Below are 20,355 nucleotides of genomic sequence, written 5' to 3' on the forward strand. Positions count from 1 at the left end.
CTGCTCCGCAGACACACCACCCGCGCCGCATCCTCCAGCGACAGAATCCCCGCCACACACGCGGCAGCGATCTCACCCTGCGAATGCCCGATCACCGCCTGCGGCTCCACCCCGTACGACCGCCACAACGCCGCAAGAGACACCATCACCGCGAACGACGCGGGCTGCACCACATCCACCCGCTCCAGCGACGGCGACCCCTCCTCACCACGCAGAACAGCCGTCAGCGACCAGTCCACATACGCGGACATCGCCGCCTCACACGCGGCCACCGACCCAGCGAACACCGGCGAAGACTCCAGCAGATCGGCACCCATACCGACCCACTGCGCACCCTGACCCGGGAACACGAACGCCGTCCGACCCACCGGACCCGACACACCCGCAACCACACCGTCCGCAGGCTCACCCTCCGCCAGAGCGGCAAGCCCCGCAGCGAAATCACCCGTCACCACCGCACGGTGCTCCAGCACCGCACGCGTCGACACCAACGACCACCCCACCGCGGCACCATCCACAGCACCACCGGCCACCCGCGCCAACGCCGCCGCCTGACCCCGCAGACCCGCCGCACTACGCGCCGACACCAGCCACGGCACCGTCGCGGGGGTGTCACCGGGCTCGTCCGCAGGCTTCTCCGCCGGGGGCTCTTCCAGGATCACGTGCGCGTTGGTGCCGCTCATGCCGAAGGACGAGATGCCGGCGCGGCGCGGACGGTCGTCCTCACGCTCCCAGGCACGCTCCTCCGCCAGCAGCTCCACCGCACCCGCCGACCAGTCGACGTGGGTCGAAGGGGTCCCGACGTGCAGCGACTTGGGCATGACGCCGTGGTGCATCGCAAGGATGCTCTTGATGATGCCGGCCGCGCCTGCCGCGCCCTGGGTGTGGGCGAGATTCGACTTGACCGAGCCGACCCACAGCGGCCGCCCTTCCGGGCGTTCCTTGCCGTAGGCGGCGAGCAGGGCCTCCGCCTCGATCGGGTCGCCGAGCGTGGTGCCCGTGCCGTGCGCCTCCACGAGGTCCACGTCGGCCGGGGTGAGGCCCGCGTTGCCGAGCGCCTCCCGGATCACCCGCTGCTGCGAGACGCCGTTCGGTGCCGTCAGACCGTTGGACGCGCCGTCCTGGTTGACGGCCGTGCCCCGGACGACCGCGAGCACGCGGTGCCCGTTGCGCCGCGCGTCGGAGAGCCGTTCGACGAGCAGCATGCCGACGCCCTCGCCCCAGGCCGTGCCGTCGGCGTCGTCGGAGAACGGCTTGCAGCGGCCGTCGGGGGCGAGGCCCTTTTGCGCGCTGAACTCGCTGAACGTGGCGGGACTGGCCATGAGGGTGGCGCCGCCGGCCAGGGCGAGGGAGCACTCCCCCGAACGCAGCGACTTGACCGCGAGGTGGAGCGCGACAAGCGTGGAGGAGCAGCCGGTGTCCAGGGTGACGGCGGGGCCCTCCAGGCCGAGGGTGTAGGAGATGCGGCCGGAGGCGATGCTGCCGGCGCTGCCGGTCGCCAGGAAGCCGTCGGTCTCCATGCCGGACCGGCTCACCATGGGCCCGTAGTCCTGGCCGGTGGCGGCCGCGAACACGCCGGTGGCGGTGCCACGGAGGGACGCGGGTGAGATGCGGGCGTGTTCGAGCGTCTCCCAGGCGACCTCCAGCAGCAGCCGCTGCTGCGGGTCCATGGCGACGGCCTCGCGCGGGCTGATGCCGAAGAAGCCCGCGTCGAACAGGTCGGCGTCGTGCAGGAACCCGCCGCGGCTGACGTAGGTGGTGCCGCTCCGCTCGGCGTCGGGGTCGACGAGGGAGTCGAGTTCCCAGCCCGGGCGGTCGGGGAACGAGGTGACGGCGTCGCCGCCGTCGGCCAGCAGGTCCCACAGCTTCTCGGGGCTGTCGGCGCCGCCGGGCAGGCGGCAGCCCATGCCGACGATCGCGATCGGGTCGCGGCCGTGCTGTTCCAGCTGCTGGTTGCGCTTCTTCAGCTGTTCGTTGTCCCGCAACGCTTTGCGCAGGGCATCGACGACCTTGGCGGCGGAGGAGGAATCCGTCATCTCAGTGTTCCTGTGAGTCGTTGTCGGTGCCGAGGGCCAGCTCGACGAGGTCGGCGACGTCCATGTCGTCGAAGTCCCGGTCGGGTTCGGCGGAACCGTCCCGGGACGCGGCCGGATCGGACTGCTCGGGAGCGGCGGCCAGTTCGAGCAGGGCGTCCAGCAGCCCGCTCTCCCGCAGGCGGCTGAGCGGGATGGACCGTACGGCGGCCCAGGTGGCCGCTTCCTCCGGGCTCTGGGCCGGCGCGCCGTCGGCGGCGGGGTAGAGGCGCGTCAGCAGGTAGCGGGTGAGTTCGGGGAAGGTCGGGTGGTCGAAGACGAGGGTCGTGGGGAGCTTCAGGCCGGTGACCGCGGACAGGCGGTTGCGCAGGGCGACGACCGTCAGCGAGTCGAAGCCCAGCTCGCGCAGCGGACGGTCGGCGCGCATCTCCGCGGCGGACTCGTGGCCCAGCGCGACGGCGGCCTCGCGGCGCAGCCGGTCGACGAGGCGCCGCTCGCGTTCGTCGGTGCTCAGGCCGTCCAGTTCGCGGACGAGTTCCGGCTCGCCGCCGTCCTCTGTCTCGGTGTCGTCGGTGGTGGTGAGGGCGTCCCGGGCTTCGGCGACGCCGTCGAGCAGCGGCCGCCTGCGGGCGGCGGTGTAGGCGGGGGCGAACGCCTTCCAGTCGATGTCGGCGACGACGAGTGCGCCCTCGCCGCGGCCGACGGCGTCGGCGCACGCCTGCACGGCGTGGTCGGGGTTCATCTGCCGGATGCCGAGCCGCTGGAAGTACCGGCCGGTGTCGGCGTCGACCATGCCCCCGCCGCCGCCCCACGCGCCCCAGGCCAGGGAGGTGGTGGGCAGTCCGGAGGCGCGGCGCGCGGCGGCGAAGGCGTCCAGGTAGGCGTTGGCCGCGCCGTACGGGACCCGGCCGGCGTTGCCCCAGACTCCGGCGCCGGAGGAGAACAGCACGAAGGCGTCCGGTTGTTCGTCCTGGGCGTCGACGACCTCGGCGAGGTGGCGGGCGCCCTCGACCTTGGGGCCGAGCACGGCGGCCGTCTCGGCGACCGTGAGGTCGGAGACGGTGCCCTGCCGTCCGCTGGTGCCGGCCGCGTGCAGCACGGCGCGCACGGGCGGGCCGTCGACCGTGATCTTCGCGAACAGGGCGTGGACGGCGTCCCGGTCGGTCAGGTCGCAGGCGGCGACGACGGCTTCGACGCCGAGGTCGAAGAGTTCGTCGCGCAGCTCCGGCATGCCGTCGGCGGCCTCGCCGCGGCGGCTGACCAGGACGACGCGGGCGGCGCCCGAGCGGGCGGCCCAGCGGGCGAGGTGTCCGCCGAGGGCTCCGGTGCCGCCGGTGATGAGCACGGTGTCGCGCGGCTGCCACGGCGGGAGTTCCGTCTCGGCGGGGGCGCGGACCAGGCGCCGTGCGGTCGTGCCGTCCGGGCGGAGGGCGAGCTGTTCCTCGCCGGTCGCGCCGGTGAGGACCGCGCGCAGCTGCTCGGCGCCGTCGGGGCCCAGGGTGCCGGGGAGGTCGACGAGGCCGCCCCAGGTGCGGGGCAGGTCGAGTCCGAGGACCACGCCGGCGCCCCAGGCGAGGGCCTGGGCGGGGTGGCGGGGCGGGTCCTGCGGCCCGGTCCCGACGGCCTGCGTGGTCGCGGCCCACAGCGGTGCGTCCACCCCGAGGTCCTCCAGGGCGGCGGCGGTGGCGAGGAGCCGGGCGAGGCCCACGGGCACCACGCCGTCGCCGGGGGTGGGGGTCTCGTCGAACGCGGTCAGGCTGAGCACACCGGCCGGCTGCACGCCGTCCAGCGCGTCCCGCAGGCGCGCCGCCACGTCGGTCTCCCCGGCGCCGAGCACCAGCTCGACGACGTCCGCGCCGCCGTCGGAGAGGGCGCGGGTCGCCTCGGCGGCGAGTGCGGCGTGTCCGCCGTCGCCCTCGGCGCGCAGCACCAGCCAGGTTCCGGTCGGCGGCTCCGTCGCGGGAAGGGTGACGGGCGTCCACGCGGTGCGGTACGTCCAGCCCTCCAGGGTGGAGCGGAGGCGTCGGCCGCTGTGCCAGCGGGAGAGGGCGGGCAGCACGGATTCCAGCTGCTGCGGCGCCAGGTCGAGCCGCTTGCCGACGGATTCGGCGTCCTCGGCGGCCACGGCGCGCCAGAACGCGGTCTCCTGGGGGTCCGCCTCCTCGTGGGTGAGGGGGTGGTCCTCCAGCCGCGGCCAGAAGCGGCGCCGTTCGAAGCCGTACGGGGGCAGGTCGACGCGGCGCGCCGCGGTGCCGTCCAGGACGCGGTTCCAGTCGACGGGGGTTCCGGCGACGTGTGCCTCGCCGACGGAGGTGAGGAAGCGGTCGAGTCCGCCGTCGTCGCGCCGCAGCGAGCCCACCGCGACGACGTCCTCGCGGTCGGCGAGCGTCTCGGTGACGGCGCCGGTGAGCACGGGGTGGCAGCTCGCCTCGATCATGGGGCCGAAGCCCTGCTCGGCGAGGGCGCGCACGGCGTCGGCGAAGCGGACCGGGCTGCGCAGGTTGCGGAACCAGTAGCCGGCGTCGAGCGGAAGGTCCTCGGTGTCGGCCCAGTCGGCGGTGACCGTGGAGAAGAACGGCACCTCGGGTTCCAGGGGGGTGATCGGGGCCAGCGCCTCGGCGAGACGGCCTTCGATCTCGTCGACGTACGGCGAGTGGGAGGCGTAGTTGACCGGTACCCGCTTGGTGCGGACGCCCTGGGCGTCGCAGTGGGCGGCGAGTGCGTCCAGGGCGTCGCCGTCGCCGGAGACGACGACGGCGCGCGGGCTGTTCACGACGCCGACGTGGAGCCGGCCGGAGTACGGCCGCAGCATCTCCTCGACGTCGGCGGGAGAGGCTTCCACGGAGAGCAGGCCGCCGCCGGCGAGGGTGGTGATCGCCTGTGCGCGCAGGCTGACGACGCGGGCGGCGTCGCGGAGCGCCAGGGCGCCGGAGAAGCAGGCGGCGGCGATCTCGCCCTGCGAGTGGCCGACGACGGCGGCGGGTTCGACGCCGTAGGCGCGCCACAGCTCGGCCAGGGAGACGTTGACGGCGAACGTGGCGGGCTGCACCACGTCGTCGCGGTCCAGGCCGGGGGCGCCGTCCGCCTGGCGCAGCACGTCGGTGAGCGACCAGTCGACGAACTCCGACAGGGCGGTTTCGCAACGGGCGACGTGCTCGGCGAAGACGGGCGAGGCGTCGAGGAGGTCGGCGGCCATGCCGGCCCACTGCGAGCCCTGGCCGGGGAAGACGAACACCGGCCGGCTCAGCGGACGGGCGACGCCCTCCACGACGTGCCCGGACGGCTCGCCGGCGGCGAGTGCCGCGAGTCCGCCGAGGAGTCCGTCCCGGCCGGCGCCGACGACGACGGCGCGGTGGTCGAGCGCGGAGCGACCCGCGGCGAGGGTCAGGGCGACGTCCGCGGGCTCCAGTTCGCGGGCGGCGGGCAGCAGGCGGGCGGCCTGGGTGCGCAGCGCGGCGGCGGTGGGCGCGGACAGCGTCCAGGCGGCGGGCCCGGTCTCCCGCGGTTCGGCGGGGGCGGGCTCGGCGTCCTCGGGGGCGGGCTGTTCCAGGATGACGTGGGCGTTGGTGCCGCTGATGCCGAAGGACGACACGGCGGCGCGGCGCGGACGGCCGTCGGTGGCGGGCCACGCCTGGTGGTCGGCGAGCAGCCGTACGGCGCCCGCGTCCCAGTCGACCTTGGACGAGGGCGTGTCCAGGTGGAGGATCTTCGGCAGCGTCCCGTGCCGCATGGCCATGACGCTCTTGATGACCCCGGCGACGCCGGCGGCGGCCTGGGTGTGGCCGAGGTTGGACTTCAGCGCGCCCACCAGCAGCGGCGCGTCGGCGGACCGGCCCTGGCCGTAGGTGGCCAGCAGGGCCTGGGCCTCGATCGGGTCGCCGAGCGGGGTGCCGGTGCCGTGCGACTCGACGGTGTCGACGTCGCCGGGGCCGAGGCCCGCGGTCTGCAGGGCCTGGCGGATGACGCGCTGCTGGGACGGGCCGTTGGGGGCGGTGAGGCCGTTGGAGGCGCCGTCGGAGTTGACGGCGGAGCCGCGGATCACGCCCAGGATGCGGCGTCCGTTGCGGCGGGCGTCGGAGAGACGCTCCAGCAGGATCAGGCCGAGGCCCTCGCCCCAGCCGGTGCCGTCCCCGGCCTCCGCGAACGGCTTGCAGCGGCCGTCGGGCGCCAGGCCGCGCTGGCGGCTGAACTGCTGGAAGACGGTGGGGGTGGACATCACGGTGACGCCGCCGGCCAGCGCCAGGTCGCACTCTCCGGTGCGCAGCGCGTTGGCGGCCCAGTGGATGGCCACCAGGGAGGAGGAGCAGGCGGTGTCGACGGTGACGGCCGGGCCCTCCAGCCCGAAGGTGTAGGCGACGCGGCCGGAGGCGACGCTGCCGGCGGTGCCGCTGCCGAGGTGGCCTTCGAGGTCGTGCTGCCGCCCGTGCAGGAGGATCGGGTAGTCGGTGTACATCAGGCCGACGTAGGTGCCGGTGCGGCTGCCCTTCAGGGAGCGGGGCGGTATGCCGGCGCGTTCGAAGAGCTCCCAGGTCGACTCCAGCAGGAGCCGCTGCTGCGGGTCCATGGCGAGGGCTTCGCGCGGGGAGATGCCGAACACCGAGGGGTCGAACTTGTCGGCGTCGGTGAGGAATCCGCCCTCGCGCACGTAGCTGGTGCCGTGCTGCTCCGGGTCGGAGTCGAAGAGCCGGCCGAGGTCCCAGCCGCGGTCCTCGGGCATGGGCACCACGGCGTCGTCGCCGCGGAGCACGAGGTCCCACAGGTCCTCGGGCGACTCGACGCCGCCGGGGAGGCGGCAGGCCATGGAGACGATGGCCAGGGGCTCGTCGTCGGCCGGGCGCGCCGACTTCGGTGCCGGGGCCTGTGCGGCGGCGTCGGCGTGCTGGTCCGCCGAGGCGGCCTCCAGGTAGGCGGCGAGCGCGGCGGGCGTCGGCTGGTCGAAGATGACCGAGGCGGGCAGACGTACTCCGGTCTCCTCGCTGAGCCGGTTGCGCAGCTCGACCGCCATCAGCGAGTCGAAGCCCAGTTCGGAGAAGGCCTTCTCGGGGTCGACGGTCCCGCCGGAGGAGTGCCGGAGCACGGCCGCCACCCGGTCGCGGACCACGTCGATCATGGCCTTCGTGCGGCGGGCGCCGCGCGAGCGGGTCGCCGGCCGGGTGACGAGCCCGCGCAGCAGCGCGGGCAGGGTGGCGCCCTGCCGGCGCAGGACGGTGAAGTCGAGCGCCACGGGCACCAGTCCGGCTTCGTCGCGGTGCAGGGACGCGTCGAACAGTGCCAGGCCCTCCGGCCCGGTCAGGCTCAGCACGCCGATGCTGCCGGCGCGGGCCAGGTCCACTTCGGTGAGCCCGCCCACCATGCCGTCCTCGCCCTCCCAGAGTCCCCACGCCAGGGAGAGGCCGGGGAGGCCGGAGGCCCGGCGGCGTTCGGCGAAGGCGTCCAGGTAGGCGTTCGCCGCCGCGTAGTTGCCCTGTCCGGGGCCGCCGAAGGTACCGGCGGCGGAGGTGAAGAGGACGAACGCGGCCAGGTCGGCGTCGCGGGTCAGCTCCTCCAGGTGGAGCGCGCCGGCCACCTTCGGGGCGATCACGGCGTCGATGCGTTCCGGGGTCAGCGACTGGACGATGCCGTCGTCGAAGGTGCCGGCCAGGTGGATGACGGCGGTCAGGGGGTGCTCGGCGGGGACGGCGTCCAGGAGGCGTTCCACCGAGGCGCGGTCCGCGATGTCGCAGGCCTCGACGGTGATGTCGGCGTCGAGGCCGCGCAGTTCGGCGGCGCCGGCGGCGTGCGGCCCGGACCGGCTGGTGACCAGCAGGTGCCGTACGCCGTGGGCGGCCACCAGGTGGTGACACAGGGCGCGGCCCAGCCGGCCGGTGCCGCCGGTGACGAGCACCGTGCCGTCCGGGTCGAACGGGGTGCCGGCCTGCTCGGGTTCCGCCGGCACGCGTACGAGCCGGGGCACGTACCAGCGTCCGTCGCGCAGCGCGAGCCGGGGCTCGTCGCGGCCGAGGATCTGCGCGGGAGGCGGGGTGGCGTCGGGGCCCGTGTCGTCGGCGTCGACCAGCACGAAGCGGTCGGGGTTCTCCGACTGGGCGGAACGCACCAGGCCCTGCACGGCGGCGGCGACCGGGTCGGGAGCGGTGTCCCCGGGCAGGGCCACGGCGCCGCGCGTGCGGAGCACGCAGCGCACGTCCTCGCCCGCGGGGCGCGCCAGTTGGTCCTTCACCAGCGCGAGGGTGCGGTGCAGGGCCTCGCGTACGGCCTGGTGCGGGTCGTCCGGCAGGTCGTCGGAGGCGCCGGGCAGGTCCACCACGACGGGTGTCTCGCCGGGCGACGCCCCGTCCTGGGGCGCCGGGACGGTCAGTTCCTGCCAGTCGATGCGGAACAGGGCGTCCCGCGGCCGGGTGCGCGGCCGCTCCCGCAGTCCGTCCTCCGTGACGGGCCGGACCAGCAGCGATTCGACGTTGAGGACCGGGGTGCCGGTGCCGTCCGTGGCGGTGAGCGCGAGCACCTGGTCCGAGGTGCGGCGGAGCGTGACGCGGAGCGCGGCGGCGCCGGTGGCGCGCACGGCCACGCCGGACCAGGTGAACGGCACGGCGCCGTCCGTGGCACCGTCGAGAGCGGCGGCGTGCAGGGCGGCGTCGAGCAGCGCCGGGTGCAGGCGGAAGCGTTCCGCGTCGACGTGGCTCTCCTCGGGCAGCCGCACCTCGGCGTGGATCTCGTCGCCGCAGCGCCAGGCGTCCGTCAGCAGGCGGAAGAGCGGGCCGTAGGCGAGGCCCGCGTCGGCGAGTTCGTCGTACAGGCCGGCGGTGTCCAGGGGTTCGGACCCGGCGGGCGGCCAGACGGCGTGCGCGTCGGCCAGCTCGGCGTCCAGGTCGGGATCGGCGTCCGGGCCGAGGGTGCCCTCGAAGTGGCGGGTCCACTCCTGGCCGGAAGCGTCGTGCGGGCGGGCGTAGCCGGTGATCTGCCGGCGCCCGGCCTCGTCGGCGGCGCCGACGACGGTCTGGAGCGCGACCCGGTCCGTCTCCCCCAGCACCAGGGGGTGCACGAGCATCAGCTCGTCCACGCCGGGGCAGCCGGTGAGGTGACCGGCGTGCAGGGCGATGTCGAGGAACGCCGTGCCGGGTACCAGGATGCGGCCGGACACCCGGTGGTCGGCGAGCCAGGGGTGGGTGCGCACGGACAGCTCGCCGTGGAAGACGGTCCCCCCGGCGTCGGCGCGGTCGCGTCCGGCGTCCAGCAGCGGGTGGTTGTCGGCCTCGTCGGGGCGGGTGACGACGGAGTCGAGCCACAGCCTCCGGTGCTGGAAGGCGTAGGTCGGCAGGTCGACGCGTGCGGCGCCGGTGCCGTCGTAGAAGCGCCGCCAGTCGACGGACACGCCGGCCGTCCACAGCCGGGCGAGGGCGTGGACGAGGTCGGTGGCCTCCGGGGTGTCCTTGCGCAGCAGCGGCTGCACGACGACGTCCGCGGGCACGTCGTCGGCGACGGCGGCGGACAGCGGTCCCGCCGGGCCGAGTTCGACGAAGCGGCGGGTGCCGAGCCGGCGCAGGGTGGCGGTGCCGTCGGCGAACCGCACCGGTTCCCGCACATGGCGCACCCAGTGGTCCGCGGTGAACTCCTCCACCGTCTCGCCGGTCAGGTTGGACACCACCGGGATGCGGGGGGCGTGGTGCTCCACGGACTCCGCGACGGTGCGGAACTCGCGCAGCATCGGGTCCATGCGCGCCGAGTGGAACGCGTGGCCGACGGTGAGGCGGCGGGTGCGGCGGTCGCCGAACCGGTCGGCGGCACGCAGCACCGCGTCCTCGTCTCCGGACAGCACCACGGATCCGGAGGCGTTGACGGCGGCGAGGCAGACGCCGTCGCCGAGCAGCGGCGCGACCTCGTCCTCGGTGGCGCGGACGGCGACCATGGCGCCGCCCGCGGGCAGCGCCTGCATCAGCCGGCCGCGTGCGGCGACCAGCCGGCAGGCGTCGGCGAGCGACAGGGCGCCGGAGACGTGGGCGGCGACGAGTTCGCCGATGGAGTGGCCGATCAGGTGGTCGGGCTGCACGCCCCACGACTCCAGCAGGCGGAACAGCGCCACTTCGAGCGCGAACAGCGCGGGCTGGGTGTACTCGGTGCGGTCGAGCAGGTCCCCGTCCTCGAACATGACGGTGCGCAGCGCAGGCCGCGCGCCGCCGTCGAAGTGGGCGCACACCTCGTCCAGCGCGGTGGCGAAGGCGGGGAAGGCGGTGTAGAGGTCGCGGCCCATGCCCGCGCGCTGCGAGCCCTGGCCGGAGAAGAGGAAGGCGACCGGTCCGCCGACGGTGCGTCCGCGGACGGTGCTCGGCCCGGTCGGCTCGTCGGACGCGTCCGTCTCCTCGCTCGCGTCGGACGCCAGGGCGGCGAGGCCGGCGTGCAGTGCCTCGGGGGTGGAGCCGAGTGCCACCGCGCGGTGTTCGAGGGCGGCGCGGGTGGTGGCGAGCGAGTGGCCGACGTCGGGGGCGGCGAGGCCGGAGACGCCGGCCGCAAGCCGTTCCGCCTGCGCGGCGAGGCCGTCCTCCGTCTTCGCCGACACGGGCCACGGCACGAGGGGCAGCGTGCGCGCGTGCGGCCGTTCGCCGTCGGCCGGCTTCTGCTCGTCCTGCGGGCTCTCCTCGGCCGGGGCGGGCGCCTCTTCGACGATGACGTGCGCGTTGGTGCCGCTGACGCCGAACGCTGACACGCCGGCCCGGCGCGGCCGGTCCTGTGCGGGCCACGGCTGCGCCTCGGTGAGCAGGCCGATGCGGTCGGACCAGTCCACGTGCCGCGACGGGGCGTCCACGTGCAGGGTCCGGGGCAGCCTGCCGTGCCGCAGGGCCAGCACCATCTTGATGACGCCGGTGACACCGGCGGCGGCCTGCGTGTGGCCGAGGTTGGACTTCACCGAACCGAGCCACAGGGGCCGGCCGTCCGGGCGCTGGGCCCCGTAGGTGGCGAGCAGGGCCTGGGCCTCGATGGGGTCGCCGAGGGTGGTGCCGGTGCCGTGCGCCTCGACGGCGTCCACGTCGCCGGCGGTGAGCCGGGCGTCGGCCAGCGCCTGCCGGATGACGCGCTGCTGGGACGGGCCGTTGGGTGCGGTGAGTCCGCTGCTGGCGCCGTCCTGGTTGATGGCGGTGCCGCGGATCACGGCGAGCACCGGGCGGCCGTTGCGGCGGGCGTCGGAGAGACGTTCCAGGGCCAGCAGGCCGACGCCCTCGCCCCAGCCGGTGCCGTCGGCGCCGTCGGCGAAGGACTTGCAGCGGCCGTCCGGGGACAGGCCGCGATGCCGGGCGAACTGCACGAACGTGACGGGCGTGGACATCACGGTGACGCCGCCGGCGAGCGCCAGGGAGCAGTCCCCGGCGCGCAGCGCCTGGCACGCCAGGTGCAGCGACACCAGGGAGGAGGAGCACGCCGTGTCGAGGGTGACGGCGGGCCCTTCGAGGCCGAAGGTGTAGGCGACCCGGCCCGAGGCGATGGACGGCGAACTGCCGTTGCCCAGATAGCCCTCCATGCCGCGCGGCGGGTGCTGGATGCGGGTGGCGTAGTCGTTGTACATGACGCCGACGTAGACGCCGGTGCGGCTGCCGCGCAGCGACACGGGGTCGATGCCGCTGCGCTCCATGGCCTCCCAGGAGGCTTCGAGGAGGAGCCGCTGCTGCGGGTCGGTGGCCAGCGCCTCGCGCGGGCTCATGCCGAACAGTTCGGGGTCGAACTCGGCGGCGCCGTGGAGGAATCCACCCTCGGTGGCGTACGTGGTGCCGGGGCGGTCGGGGTCCGGGTCGTGGAGCGCCTCCACGTCCCAGCCGCGGTCGGTGGGGAAGGCGGAGACGGCGTCCGTACCGCTGTCCAGCAGTCGCCACAGCTGGTCCGGCGACTCGACCCCGCCGGGCAGCCGGCAGCTCATGCCGACCACGGCGATCGGCTCCGAACTGCGCGCCTCGAGTTCGCCCAGTCGCTGACGGGTGCGGTGCAGGTCCGCGCTCGCCCGCTTGAGGTACTCGCGGAGCCGTTCCTCACTCATGTGTCGCCCCTCCGGCCGGGTTGGCCCTCTTCCACGGCGTGCGCTGGCGCACCGCCGATCTCACGCTTCCAGTTCGTCGTCGAGGAACCGGAAGATCTCCTCGTCACTCGCCGCCGCGAAGCGGTCGGCGGGCTCGGCCGCGGCCGGACCGGCTGCGGCGGCCTCGTCGCCCGTCACCTCGGCCAGCAGTGTGCGCAGCGTGTCCGCGACCCTTCCGCGCAGCGTGTCGTCCGCCGTGTCCGGCAGGCTGACGCGCAGCTTGTCGAGTTCGGTGAGGATCGGGGCGACCGCGCGCTCGGCGTCCGACGGGAAGATCTCGCTCAGGTGTCCGGCGAGGCCGTTGGGTGTCGGGTAGTCGAACAGCACCGTCGCGGGCAGCGGCAGGCCGGTCTCCTTGCCGAGCCGGTTCCGCAGCTCGACGGCGCTGAGCGAGTCGAAGCCCATCTCCAGGAAGCCGCGTTCCACGTCGACGAGGTCCGGCGTGTCGTAGCCGAGGACGAGAGCGGCCTCGTTCCGGACCAGTTCCCGCAGCGAACGCTCGCGTTCGGGGCGGGACATCCGGCCGAGCCGCTCGGCCGTGGCCACGATGCCGGACGCCGGGGGCGCGGCCGCGGCCGCGGCCTGGCGGGCGCCGGGACGCCGGTGCCGCACGAGGTCCCGCAGCAGCGGCGGCACCTCGGCCGCGTCGGTGGAGGAGGCGACGGAGAGCTGCACGGGCACCAGCACGGCGTCGTCGTACGTCCGGGCGAGGTCCAGCAACGCGAGGCCGTCCTCGGACGTCAGCGGGACGACGCCGCCCCGGGCGATGCGGGCGTGGTCGGAGGCGCCGAGCCTGCCCGTCATGGTGCTGACCTCCGCCCACGGCCCCCAGCACAGGGACTGGCCGGCCAGACCCTGTGCCCGGCGGTCGGCGGCGAGGGCGTCCAGGAAGGCGTTGCCCGCCGCGTAGCTCGCCTGGCCCGCTCCGCCGAAGGTGGCGGCGAGGGAGGAGAACAGCACGAAGGCGGACAGGTCGTGCGCCCGGGTGAGTTCGTGCAGGTGGAGGGCGGCGTCGACCTTGGCGGCGAGGACCCGGTCGACCCGGTCCGGGGTGAGGGAGGTGATCACACCGTCGTCGGTGACGCCGGCCGTGTGCACCACCGCGGTCAGCGGGTGTTCGGCGGGGACGGCGTCGAGCAGCCGTGCCAGGGCGTCGCGGTCGGCGACGTCGCAGGCGGTCAGGGTGACGTCGGCGCCCAGGGCGTCCAGTTCCTCGCGCAGCGCGGCGGCGCCGTCGGCGGCCGGACCGCTGCGGCTGACCAGCAGCAGCCGCCGTACGCCGTGGGCGACGACCAGGTGCCGGGCGACCAGGCGCCCGAGGGTGCCGGTGGCGCCGGTGACCAGGGTGGTGCCGGACGCGTCCCAGGTGGGGGCGGTCCGTTCGGCCGCTTCGTCCGCGCGGACCCGGGTGAGACGGGCGGCCCGTATCTCTCCGCCGCGTATCGCCGTCTGCGGTTCCTCACCGAGGACGGCGGCCGGGAGCGCGGCGAGCGAGGACTCGGCGCCGTCCAGGTCGACGAGGGCGAACCGGCCGGGGTTCTCCGAGTTCGCTGTGCGGACCAGGCCGTGCACGGTGGCCGACGGCAGATCGGTGACCGCCTCGCCCGTGTCGGCGGGCAGGGCGCCGCGGGTCACGAACACCAGCCGCGAGGCGGCGAACCGCTCGTCGGACAGCCAGGTCTGCACCGCGGCGAGAGCGCGGTGCGCCGCCTCCCGGGCGGCCGCGGCGGGCTCGCCCGTGGCGGGCGGTTCGGCGACCACGACGCGGTCGGGCAGCGGCGCCCCGGCGGTGACGGCCTGGAAGAGGGCGTCGAGCGTGGGGTAGGAGGCGGTGCCCGCGGTGCCGGTGAGGGCGGCGGCCAGGTCGGGCGCCGCGTCGGCGCTGCCGATCAGCGCGCAGGTCCGCCCGGCGGGAGCCGTGGAGTCGGCGACCGGCACCCAGCGGGTGCGGAACAGCGCGTCCTGCACGGCGCTGCGGGGCCGCTTCGCCGCGGTGCCCGTGGACGGGCGGAACGCCAGCGAAGCGACGGACGCCACCGGGCTGCCCTCGGGGTCCCACAGCCGGACGGCGACGGAGTGCCGGCCGGTGCTCTCCAGGTGTACGCGGAGGCTGGTCGCGCCCGCGGCGTGGAGGGCGGCGCCGCTCCAGGAGAAGGGCATCACGCCCTGGCCGTCGTCGCCCGCCTCGCCGAGACCGAGCGTCTGCAGCGCCGCGTCGAACAGGGCGGGGTGCAGGCCGTAGCCTGCCGCGTCCGCGCCCTCGGGCAGGGAGACCTCGGCGTAGACGTCGGAGCCGTCGCGCCAGGCGGCGCGCAGCCCCTGGAACGCGGGGCCGTAGTCGGCGCTGCCCTCGGCCAGCCGTGCGTAGAAGCCGTCGAGGTCCACCGCGGCGGCACCGGCGGGCGGCCACTGCGCGGGAGCGGGCTCGCCCGCCGGGGACGCCTCCTGGAGCAGCGTGCCGGTGGCGTGCCGCTGCCAGGGCTCGTCCTCCGCCGCGTCCTGCGGCCGGGAGTGCACGGTCAGCGGGCGGGCCCCGGCCGCGTCCGCGTCGCCCACGCGCACCTGGACGTCCACCGCTTCCCCGTCGGACAGCGGCAGCGGCGCCTCCAGGGTGAGTTCGCCGACCCGGCCGCAGCCGACCTGGTCGCCCGCGCGGATCGCGAGTTCGGCGAAGGCGGTTCCGGGCAGGACGACCGCGCCGTCGATGACGTGGTCGGCGAGCCAGGGGTGGGTGCGCAGGGACAGCCGGGCGGTCAGCAGGCAGCCGTCGTCGGCGGCGAAGCGCACGGCGGCGCCGAGCAGCGGGTGTCCGGCGGTCTCGAGCCCGGCCGCGCCGACGTCGCCGCGCGGTGCCGGGGTGTCGAGCCAGTAGTGCTGCCGCTGGAAGGGGTAGGTGGGCAGCTCGACGGGTGCGGTACCGGCGGGGTGGAAGGCCGCGAGGTCGCAGTCGCCGCCGAGGACGTGCATCCGTGCGGCGGCGGCCAGGGCGGTCTCGGCCTCCGGGCGTCCGCGCCGGGCGGCGGGCGCCACCGTTCCGGCGGACTCCTCGGGGAGGCAGTCGGCGGCGAGCGCGGTGAGTACCGCGTCCGGGCCGATCTCCAGGTAGCGGGTGACGCCCGCGTCGTGCAGGAACGCGACACCGGCGGCGAACCGTACCGGCTCGCGCACCTGGGACACCCAGTAGTCCGGGCTGCAGAGCTGCTCGGCGGTGGCGGGACGTCCGGTCACGTCCGACACCACCGGGATCGTCGGCGGGGACAGGGGGACGTCCCGGACGATCTCCTCGAAGCGCTCCAGCATCGGGTCCATATGAGGGGAGTGAAACGCATGGCTGACCCGCAAACGCTTAGTCTTCCGGCCCAGTCCGGCGAAGTGCTCGGCGATGCGGTCCACCTCGGCGGTGTCGCCGGAGACCACGGTGGCCTCCGGGCCGTTGACGGCGGCGACGGCGACCCGGTCGGCGAGGCCGTCCAGCAGTGGCAGCACCTCGTCCTCGGTGGCGGCCACGGCCGCCATGGCGCCGGTCGCGGGGAGCTGCTGCATCAGCCGGCCGCGCGCGGCGACCGTCCGGCAGGCGTCGGCGAGCGTGAACACCCCGGCGACGTGGGCGGCGGCGAGTTCGCCGATCGAGTGCCCGACGAGGTAGTCGGGGGTGACGCCCCAGGAGGCGAAGAGCCGGTACAGCGCCACCTCGACGGCGAACAGCGCGGGCTGCGTGAAGTCGGTGCGGTGCAGCAGTTCCGCCTGCGGGTCGCCCTCCTCGGCGAACACCACGTCGCGCAGGGGACGGTCCAGCTCCAGGTCCATGTGCGCGCAGACGGCGTCGAAGGCGTCGGCGAAGACCGGGAAGGCGGCGTAGAGCTCCCGCCCCATGCCGAGGCGCTGGGCGCCCTGGCCGGAGAACAGGAAGGCCGTGCGGCCGCCGTTCGCGACGCCCGCGGCGGCGGGGGCGACGGTCCTGCCCTCCACCCAGGCGGTGAGCTGCTTGCGCAGCTGCTCGCGGTCGGTGCCCCAGCACACCAGACGGTGTTCGAAGCGGGCGCGTGAGCCGAGGGTGCGGGCGATGCCGGCCGGGTCGGCGTCCGGACGGGAGTCCAGGACGTCCAGCAGACCGCGGGCCTGCGCGGTGAGCGCGTCGGCGCTGCGGGCGGAGAGCGCCCACGGCAGCCATCCGCCGTTGCGGTCCCCCGCGTCCGGGTCCGCCGGTTCCGCGTCGGCCGGTGCGGTGCCGGCGTCCTCCGCCGGCGCCTGCTCGATGATCATGTGGACGTTGGTGCCGCTGACGCCGAACGAGGAGACGCCCGCACGGCGCGGGCCGTCGTGCTCCGTCCACGCGCGCGCCTCGTTCAGCAGGCGCACGGTGCCGGCCGACCAGTCGATGTGCGGGGAGGGCTCGTCGGCGTGCAGCGTCCGCGGCATCAGGCCGTGCCGCAGGGACAGCAGCGTCTTGATGACTCCGGCCACGCCGGAAGCCGCCTGGGTGTGGCCGATGTTCGACTTGGCCGAGCCCAGCCACAGCGGCCGGTCCTGCGGGCGGTCCGCGCCGTAGACGGCCAGCAGCGCCTCCGCCTCGATGGGGTCGCCGAGCGTGGTGCCGGTGCCGTGCGCCTCGACGGCGTCGACCTCCGCGGCGGAGAGCCGGGCGTTGGCGAGGGCCTGCCGGATGACGCGCTGCTGCGCGGGTCCGCTCGGCGCGGTGAGGCCGTTCGAGGCCCCGTCCTGGTTGACGGCGGCGCCGCGGATGAGGCCGAGCACGGGGTGGCCGCGCCGCCGGGCCTCGGACAGCCGCTCGACGAGGAGCATGCCGACGCCTTCCGCCCAGCCCGCTCCGTCGGCGTCCGCCGAGAACGCCTTGCAGCGCCCGTCGGGCGACAGGGCGCCCTGGCGGCTGAACTCCACGAAGGTGTCGGGCGACGAGATGACGGTGACGCCGCCGGCCAGGGCCATGGTGCAGTCGCCGGACCGCAGGGCCTGGCTCGCCTGGTGCAGGGCGACCAGGGAGGAGGAGCAGGCCGTGTCGACGGTGACCGCCGGGCCCTCCAGCCCGAAGGTGTAGGCGATGCGGCCGGAGGCGACGCTGGACGCGCTGCCGGTGGCGAGCTGCCCCTCGAACTCCCCGGGCGACGCGCTGAGGCGGGACCCGTAGTCGTTGTAGTTGGCGCCGACGAACACGCCGACCGGGGTGCCCTTGACCGTCTCCGGGTCGATCCCGGCGCGTTCGAACGCCTCCCACGACGTCTCCAGCAGCAGCCGGTGCTGCGGGTCGATGGCGGGCGCGGTGCGCGGGGAGATGCCGAAGAAGTGCGGGTCGAAGCGGCCCGCGTCGTGCAGGAAGCCGCCGCCGCGCGTGTAGAAGGTGCCGGGGCGGTCCGGGTCCGGGTCGTACAGGCCGTCGAGGTCCCAGCCGCGGTCGGCGGGAAGCGGCGTCACGGCGTCGCCGCCGGTGGCGAGCAGGTCCCAGTACTTCTCCGGGGTGTCCACGCCGCCGGGGAAGCGGCAGCTCATCGCGACGACCGCGATGGGGTCGTCGTCCGGGCCGCCGACGGCGGGGAGGGCGGCGGGGAGGGCGGGCTGCGCCGAGTCCTCCCGGGCGCCGAACAGTTCACCGGCGAGGTGCCGGGCGAGCCGGCCGGCCGTGGCGTGGTCGAACACCACGGTCACCGGGAGCCGGAGACCGGTGACGGTGTTCAGCCGGTTCCGCAGGTCGACCGCGGTGAGCGAGTCGAAGCCCATGTCGCGCAGGGCGCGGTCGAGGTCGATCTCCTCCGCGTCCGCGAGGCCGAGCGAGGCCGCGGCCTGGGCGCGTACCAGCGCGGTCAGGGCCTGTTCGCGCTCGGCGGGCGAACGGTCGGCGAGGGTGGCCGCGAAGCCGTCCTGCGGTGTGTCGTCGACCTGCTGCGTCTCGGCGGCACGGGGACGTGCGTCGGGCAGGGCGGCCAGCACCCGGCCGGTCCGGCCCTCGGTGCAGACGGCCGCGTAGCGCGACCAGTCGATGTCGGCCACGGCCAGGTAGGTCAGGTCCTGGTCGAGGGCCTGCCGCAGCACGGCGAGCGCGGTCTGGGGCGCCATCCGGCCCATGCCGGTGGACCTCAGGCGCTCCTCCCACTCCGCGCCCGCGGCCAGTCCGACCTCCGCCCAGCTGCCCCACGCGAGCGAGGTCGCGGGCAGACCCTCGGCGCGGCGGGCGGCCGCCAGGGCGTCCAGGTAGGCGTTGGCCGCCGAGTAGGCGCCCTGGCCGGGGCCGCCCAGGGTGCCGCCGAGCGAGGAGAACAGCACGAAGGCGTCGAGGTCGGTGTCGCGGGTCAGGTCGTGCAGGTTGCGAGCCGCGTCCGCCTTCGGGCGCAGGACGGTCGCCGTGCGCTCGGGCGTCAGGGCGTCGAGCAGGCAGTCGTCCAGGACGGCCGCCGCGTGCACCACGGCGGTGAGGGGACGTGCGGCGGGCACGGCGTCGAGCACGCGGGCGAGGGCGTCGCGGTCGGCCACGTCGCAGGCCGCCACCGTCACGTCCGCGCCCAGCGCCTCCAACCGGGTGACCAGTTCGGCGGCGCCGGGGGCGTCGGGTCCGCGCCGGCTGGTGAGCAGCAGGTGCGGGGCTCCCGACGCGGCCAGCCAGGCCGCGACTTCGGCGCCCACGCCGCCGGTGCCGCCGGTGACGAGTACGGTGCCGCGCGGCTGCCAGCTCCGCACGTCCGGCGTGCCGGCCGACGGGCGGCGCACCAGGCGCCGTGCGTAGAGACCGCCGGACCGCACGGCCAGCTGGTCCTCGCCGTCTGGCGCGGTCAGGGCGTGCACCAGTCGCTCGGCCGCGCGCTCGTCCGCCGTCGCGGGGAGATCGACGAGGCCGCCGATGCGGTGCGGGTACTCCATGGCGGCGATGCGGCCGAGACCCCACAGGAGTGCGTGGTCGGGGCGAACGTCCTTGTCCGAGGCGCCGACGGACACCGCGCCGCGCGTCGCGCACCACAGCGGCGCCGCGATACCGGCGTCCCCGAGCGCCTGGATCACCGCCACGGCGGGGTCGAGCACCGGCCGGGCGTCGAAGGCGAGCAGGGACAGCACCCCGGTGACGCCGTCCGCGGCCGTCCGCAACCGGTCCGTCAGGGCGGCGCGTTCGGCGTCCGGAACCTCCAGGAACCGGACCTCGGCGCCGTGCGCCTCGAGCGCCTGAGCGGCGAGCGAGGGCCAGCCCTCCGCTCCGGAGGGCACGAGGAGAAGCCAGACGGCGCCCGCGAGGCGCGGGCGTGCGCCGCCGGTCACCGGGCTCCAGGTGATGTCGTAGCGCCAGGAGTCGGCCTCGGTGGCCGCCTCCCGTTCGCGCCGCCAGTCGGCGAGCACGGGGGCCAGTTCCCGGAGCGGGCCGGATGCGTCGTCGTCGAGGCCGAGGGTACGGGCGAGGGACGACGGGTCGTTCGCCGCGACGGCGGCCCAGAACTCGGCGTCGATGGCATCGACCTGACGGCCGGGCTCGTCGGCTGCCTGGTCCTCCAGCCAGTAGTGACGACGCTGGAAGGCGTAGGTGGGCAGGTCCACGGTGGGCGGCGGGGTGTCGCCGAAAGCGACCGTCCAGTCCACCTCGACGCCCCGGACCCAGACGGAGGCGAGTCCGGCGAGGAACCGGTCCAGGCCGCCGTCCTCACGACGCAACGACCCCGTCACCACAGCGGGTTCGCCGCCCATCGCGTCCACCGTCGCCTCGACGGCGGAGGTCATCACCGGGTGCGAGGACATCTCCGCGAACACACCGAAGCCCTCAGACGCCAGCCTGGTGACGCCCTCGGAGAACCGCACCCGCTGCCGCAGGTTGGTGAACCAGTAGTCGGCGTCCATGGCGAGCGGATCCACGAACTCCGCCGACACCGTCGACATCAACGGCACACTGCCCGCCTGCGGGGCCACACCCTCCAACGCGGCGGCAAGGGCGTCCTTCAACTCCTCCATCGCCGCCGAATGCGACGCGTAGTCCACCGCCACACGACGGAAGCGGACCTCCGCACGCTCACACACCACACCCAGCTCATCCAGAGCCGTCGCCTCACCCGAAACGACCACCTGCCAGGGCCCATTGACCGCAGCCACCGAGACACGGCCCTCGAACGGAGCGATCAACTCCTCCGCACGCTCCGCCGACACGGCCACCGACGCCATGCCACCAGAGCCCGCGATCTCCGCGATCGCCCTGCTCCGCAGACACACCACCCGCGCCGCATCCTCCAGCGACAGAATCCCCGCCACACACGCGGCAGCGATCTCACCCTGCGAATGCCC

3 protein-coding genes are annotated in these 20,355 nt (G+C 75.3%); all 3 read right to left on the reverse strand.

Annotated features, from left to right (window positions below; translation table 11 throughout):
* Positions 1–2,036 (reverse strand): type I polyketide synthase (locus K304_RS0119685; RefSeq protein WP_027765151.1); only part of this gene is annotated, 2,036 nt, incomplete at its 3' end.
* Between the two features lies 1 nt (position 2,037).
* Positions 2,038–12,051 (reverse strand): type I polyketide synthase, encoded by a 10,014-nt coding sequence (locus K304_RS0119690; RefSeq protein ID WP_027765152.1) that lies wholly within the window; start codon positions 12,049–12,051, stop codon positions 2,038–2,040.
* Between the two features lie 60 nt (positions 12,052–12,111).
* The coding region (locus K304_RS30055) for a type I polyketide synthase (protein ID WP_027765153.1) at positions 12,112–20,355 on the reverse strand (8,244 nt) is incomplete at its 5' end.

The organism is Streptomyces sp. CNS606 (assembly GCF_000426325.1).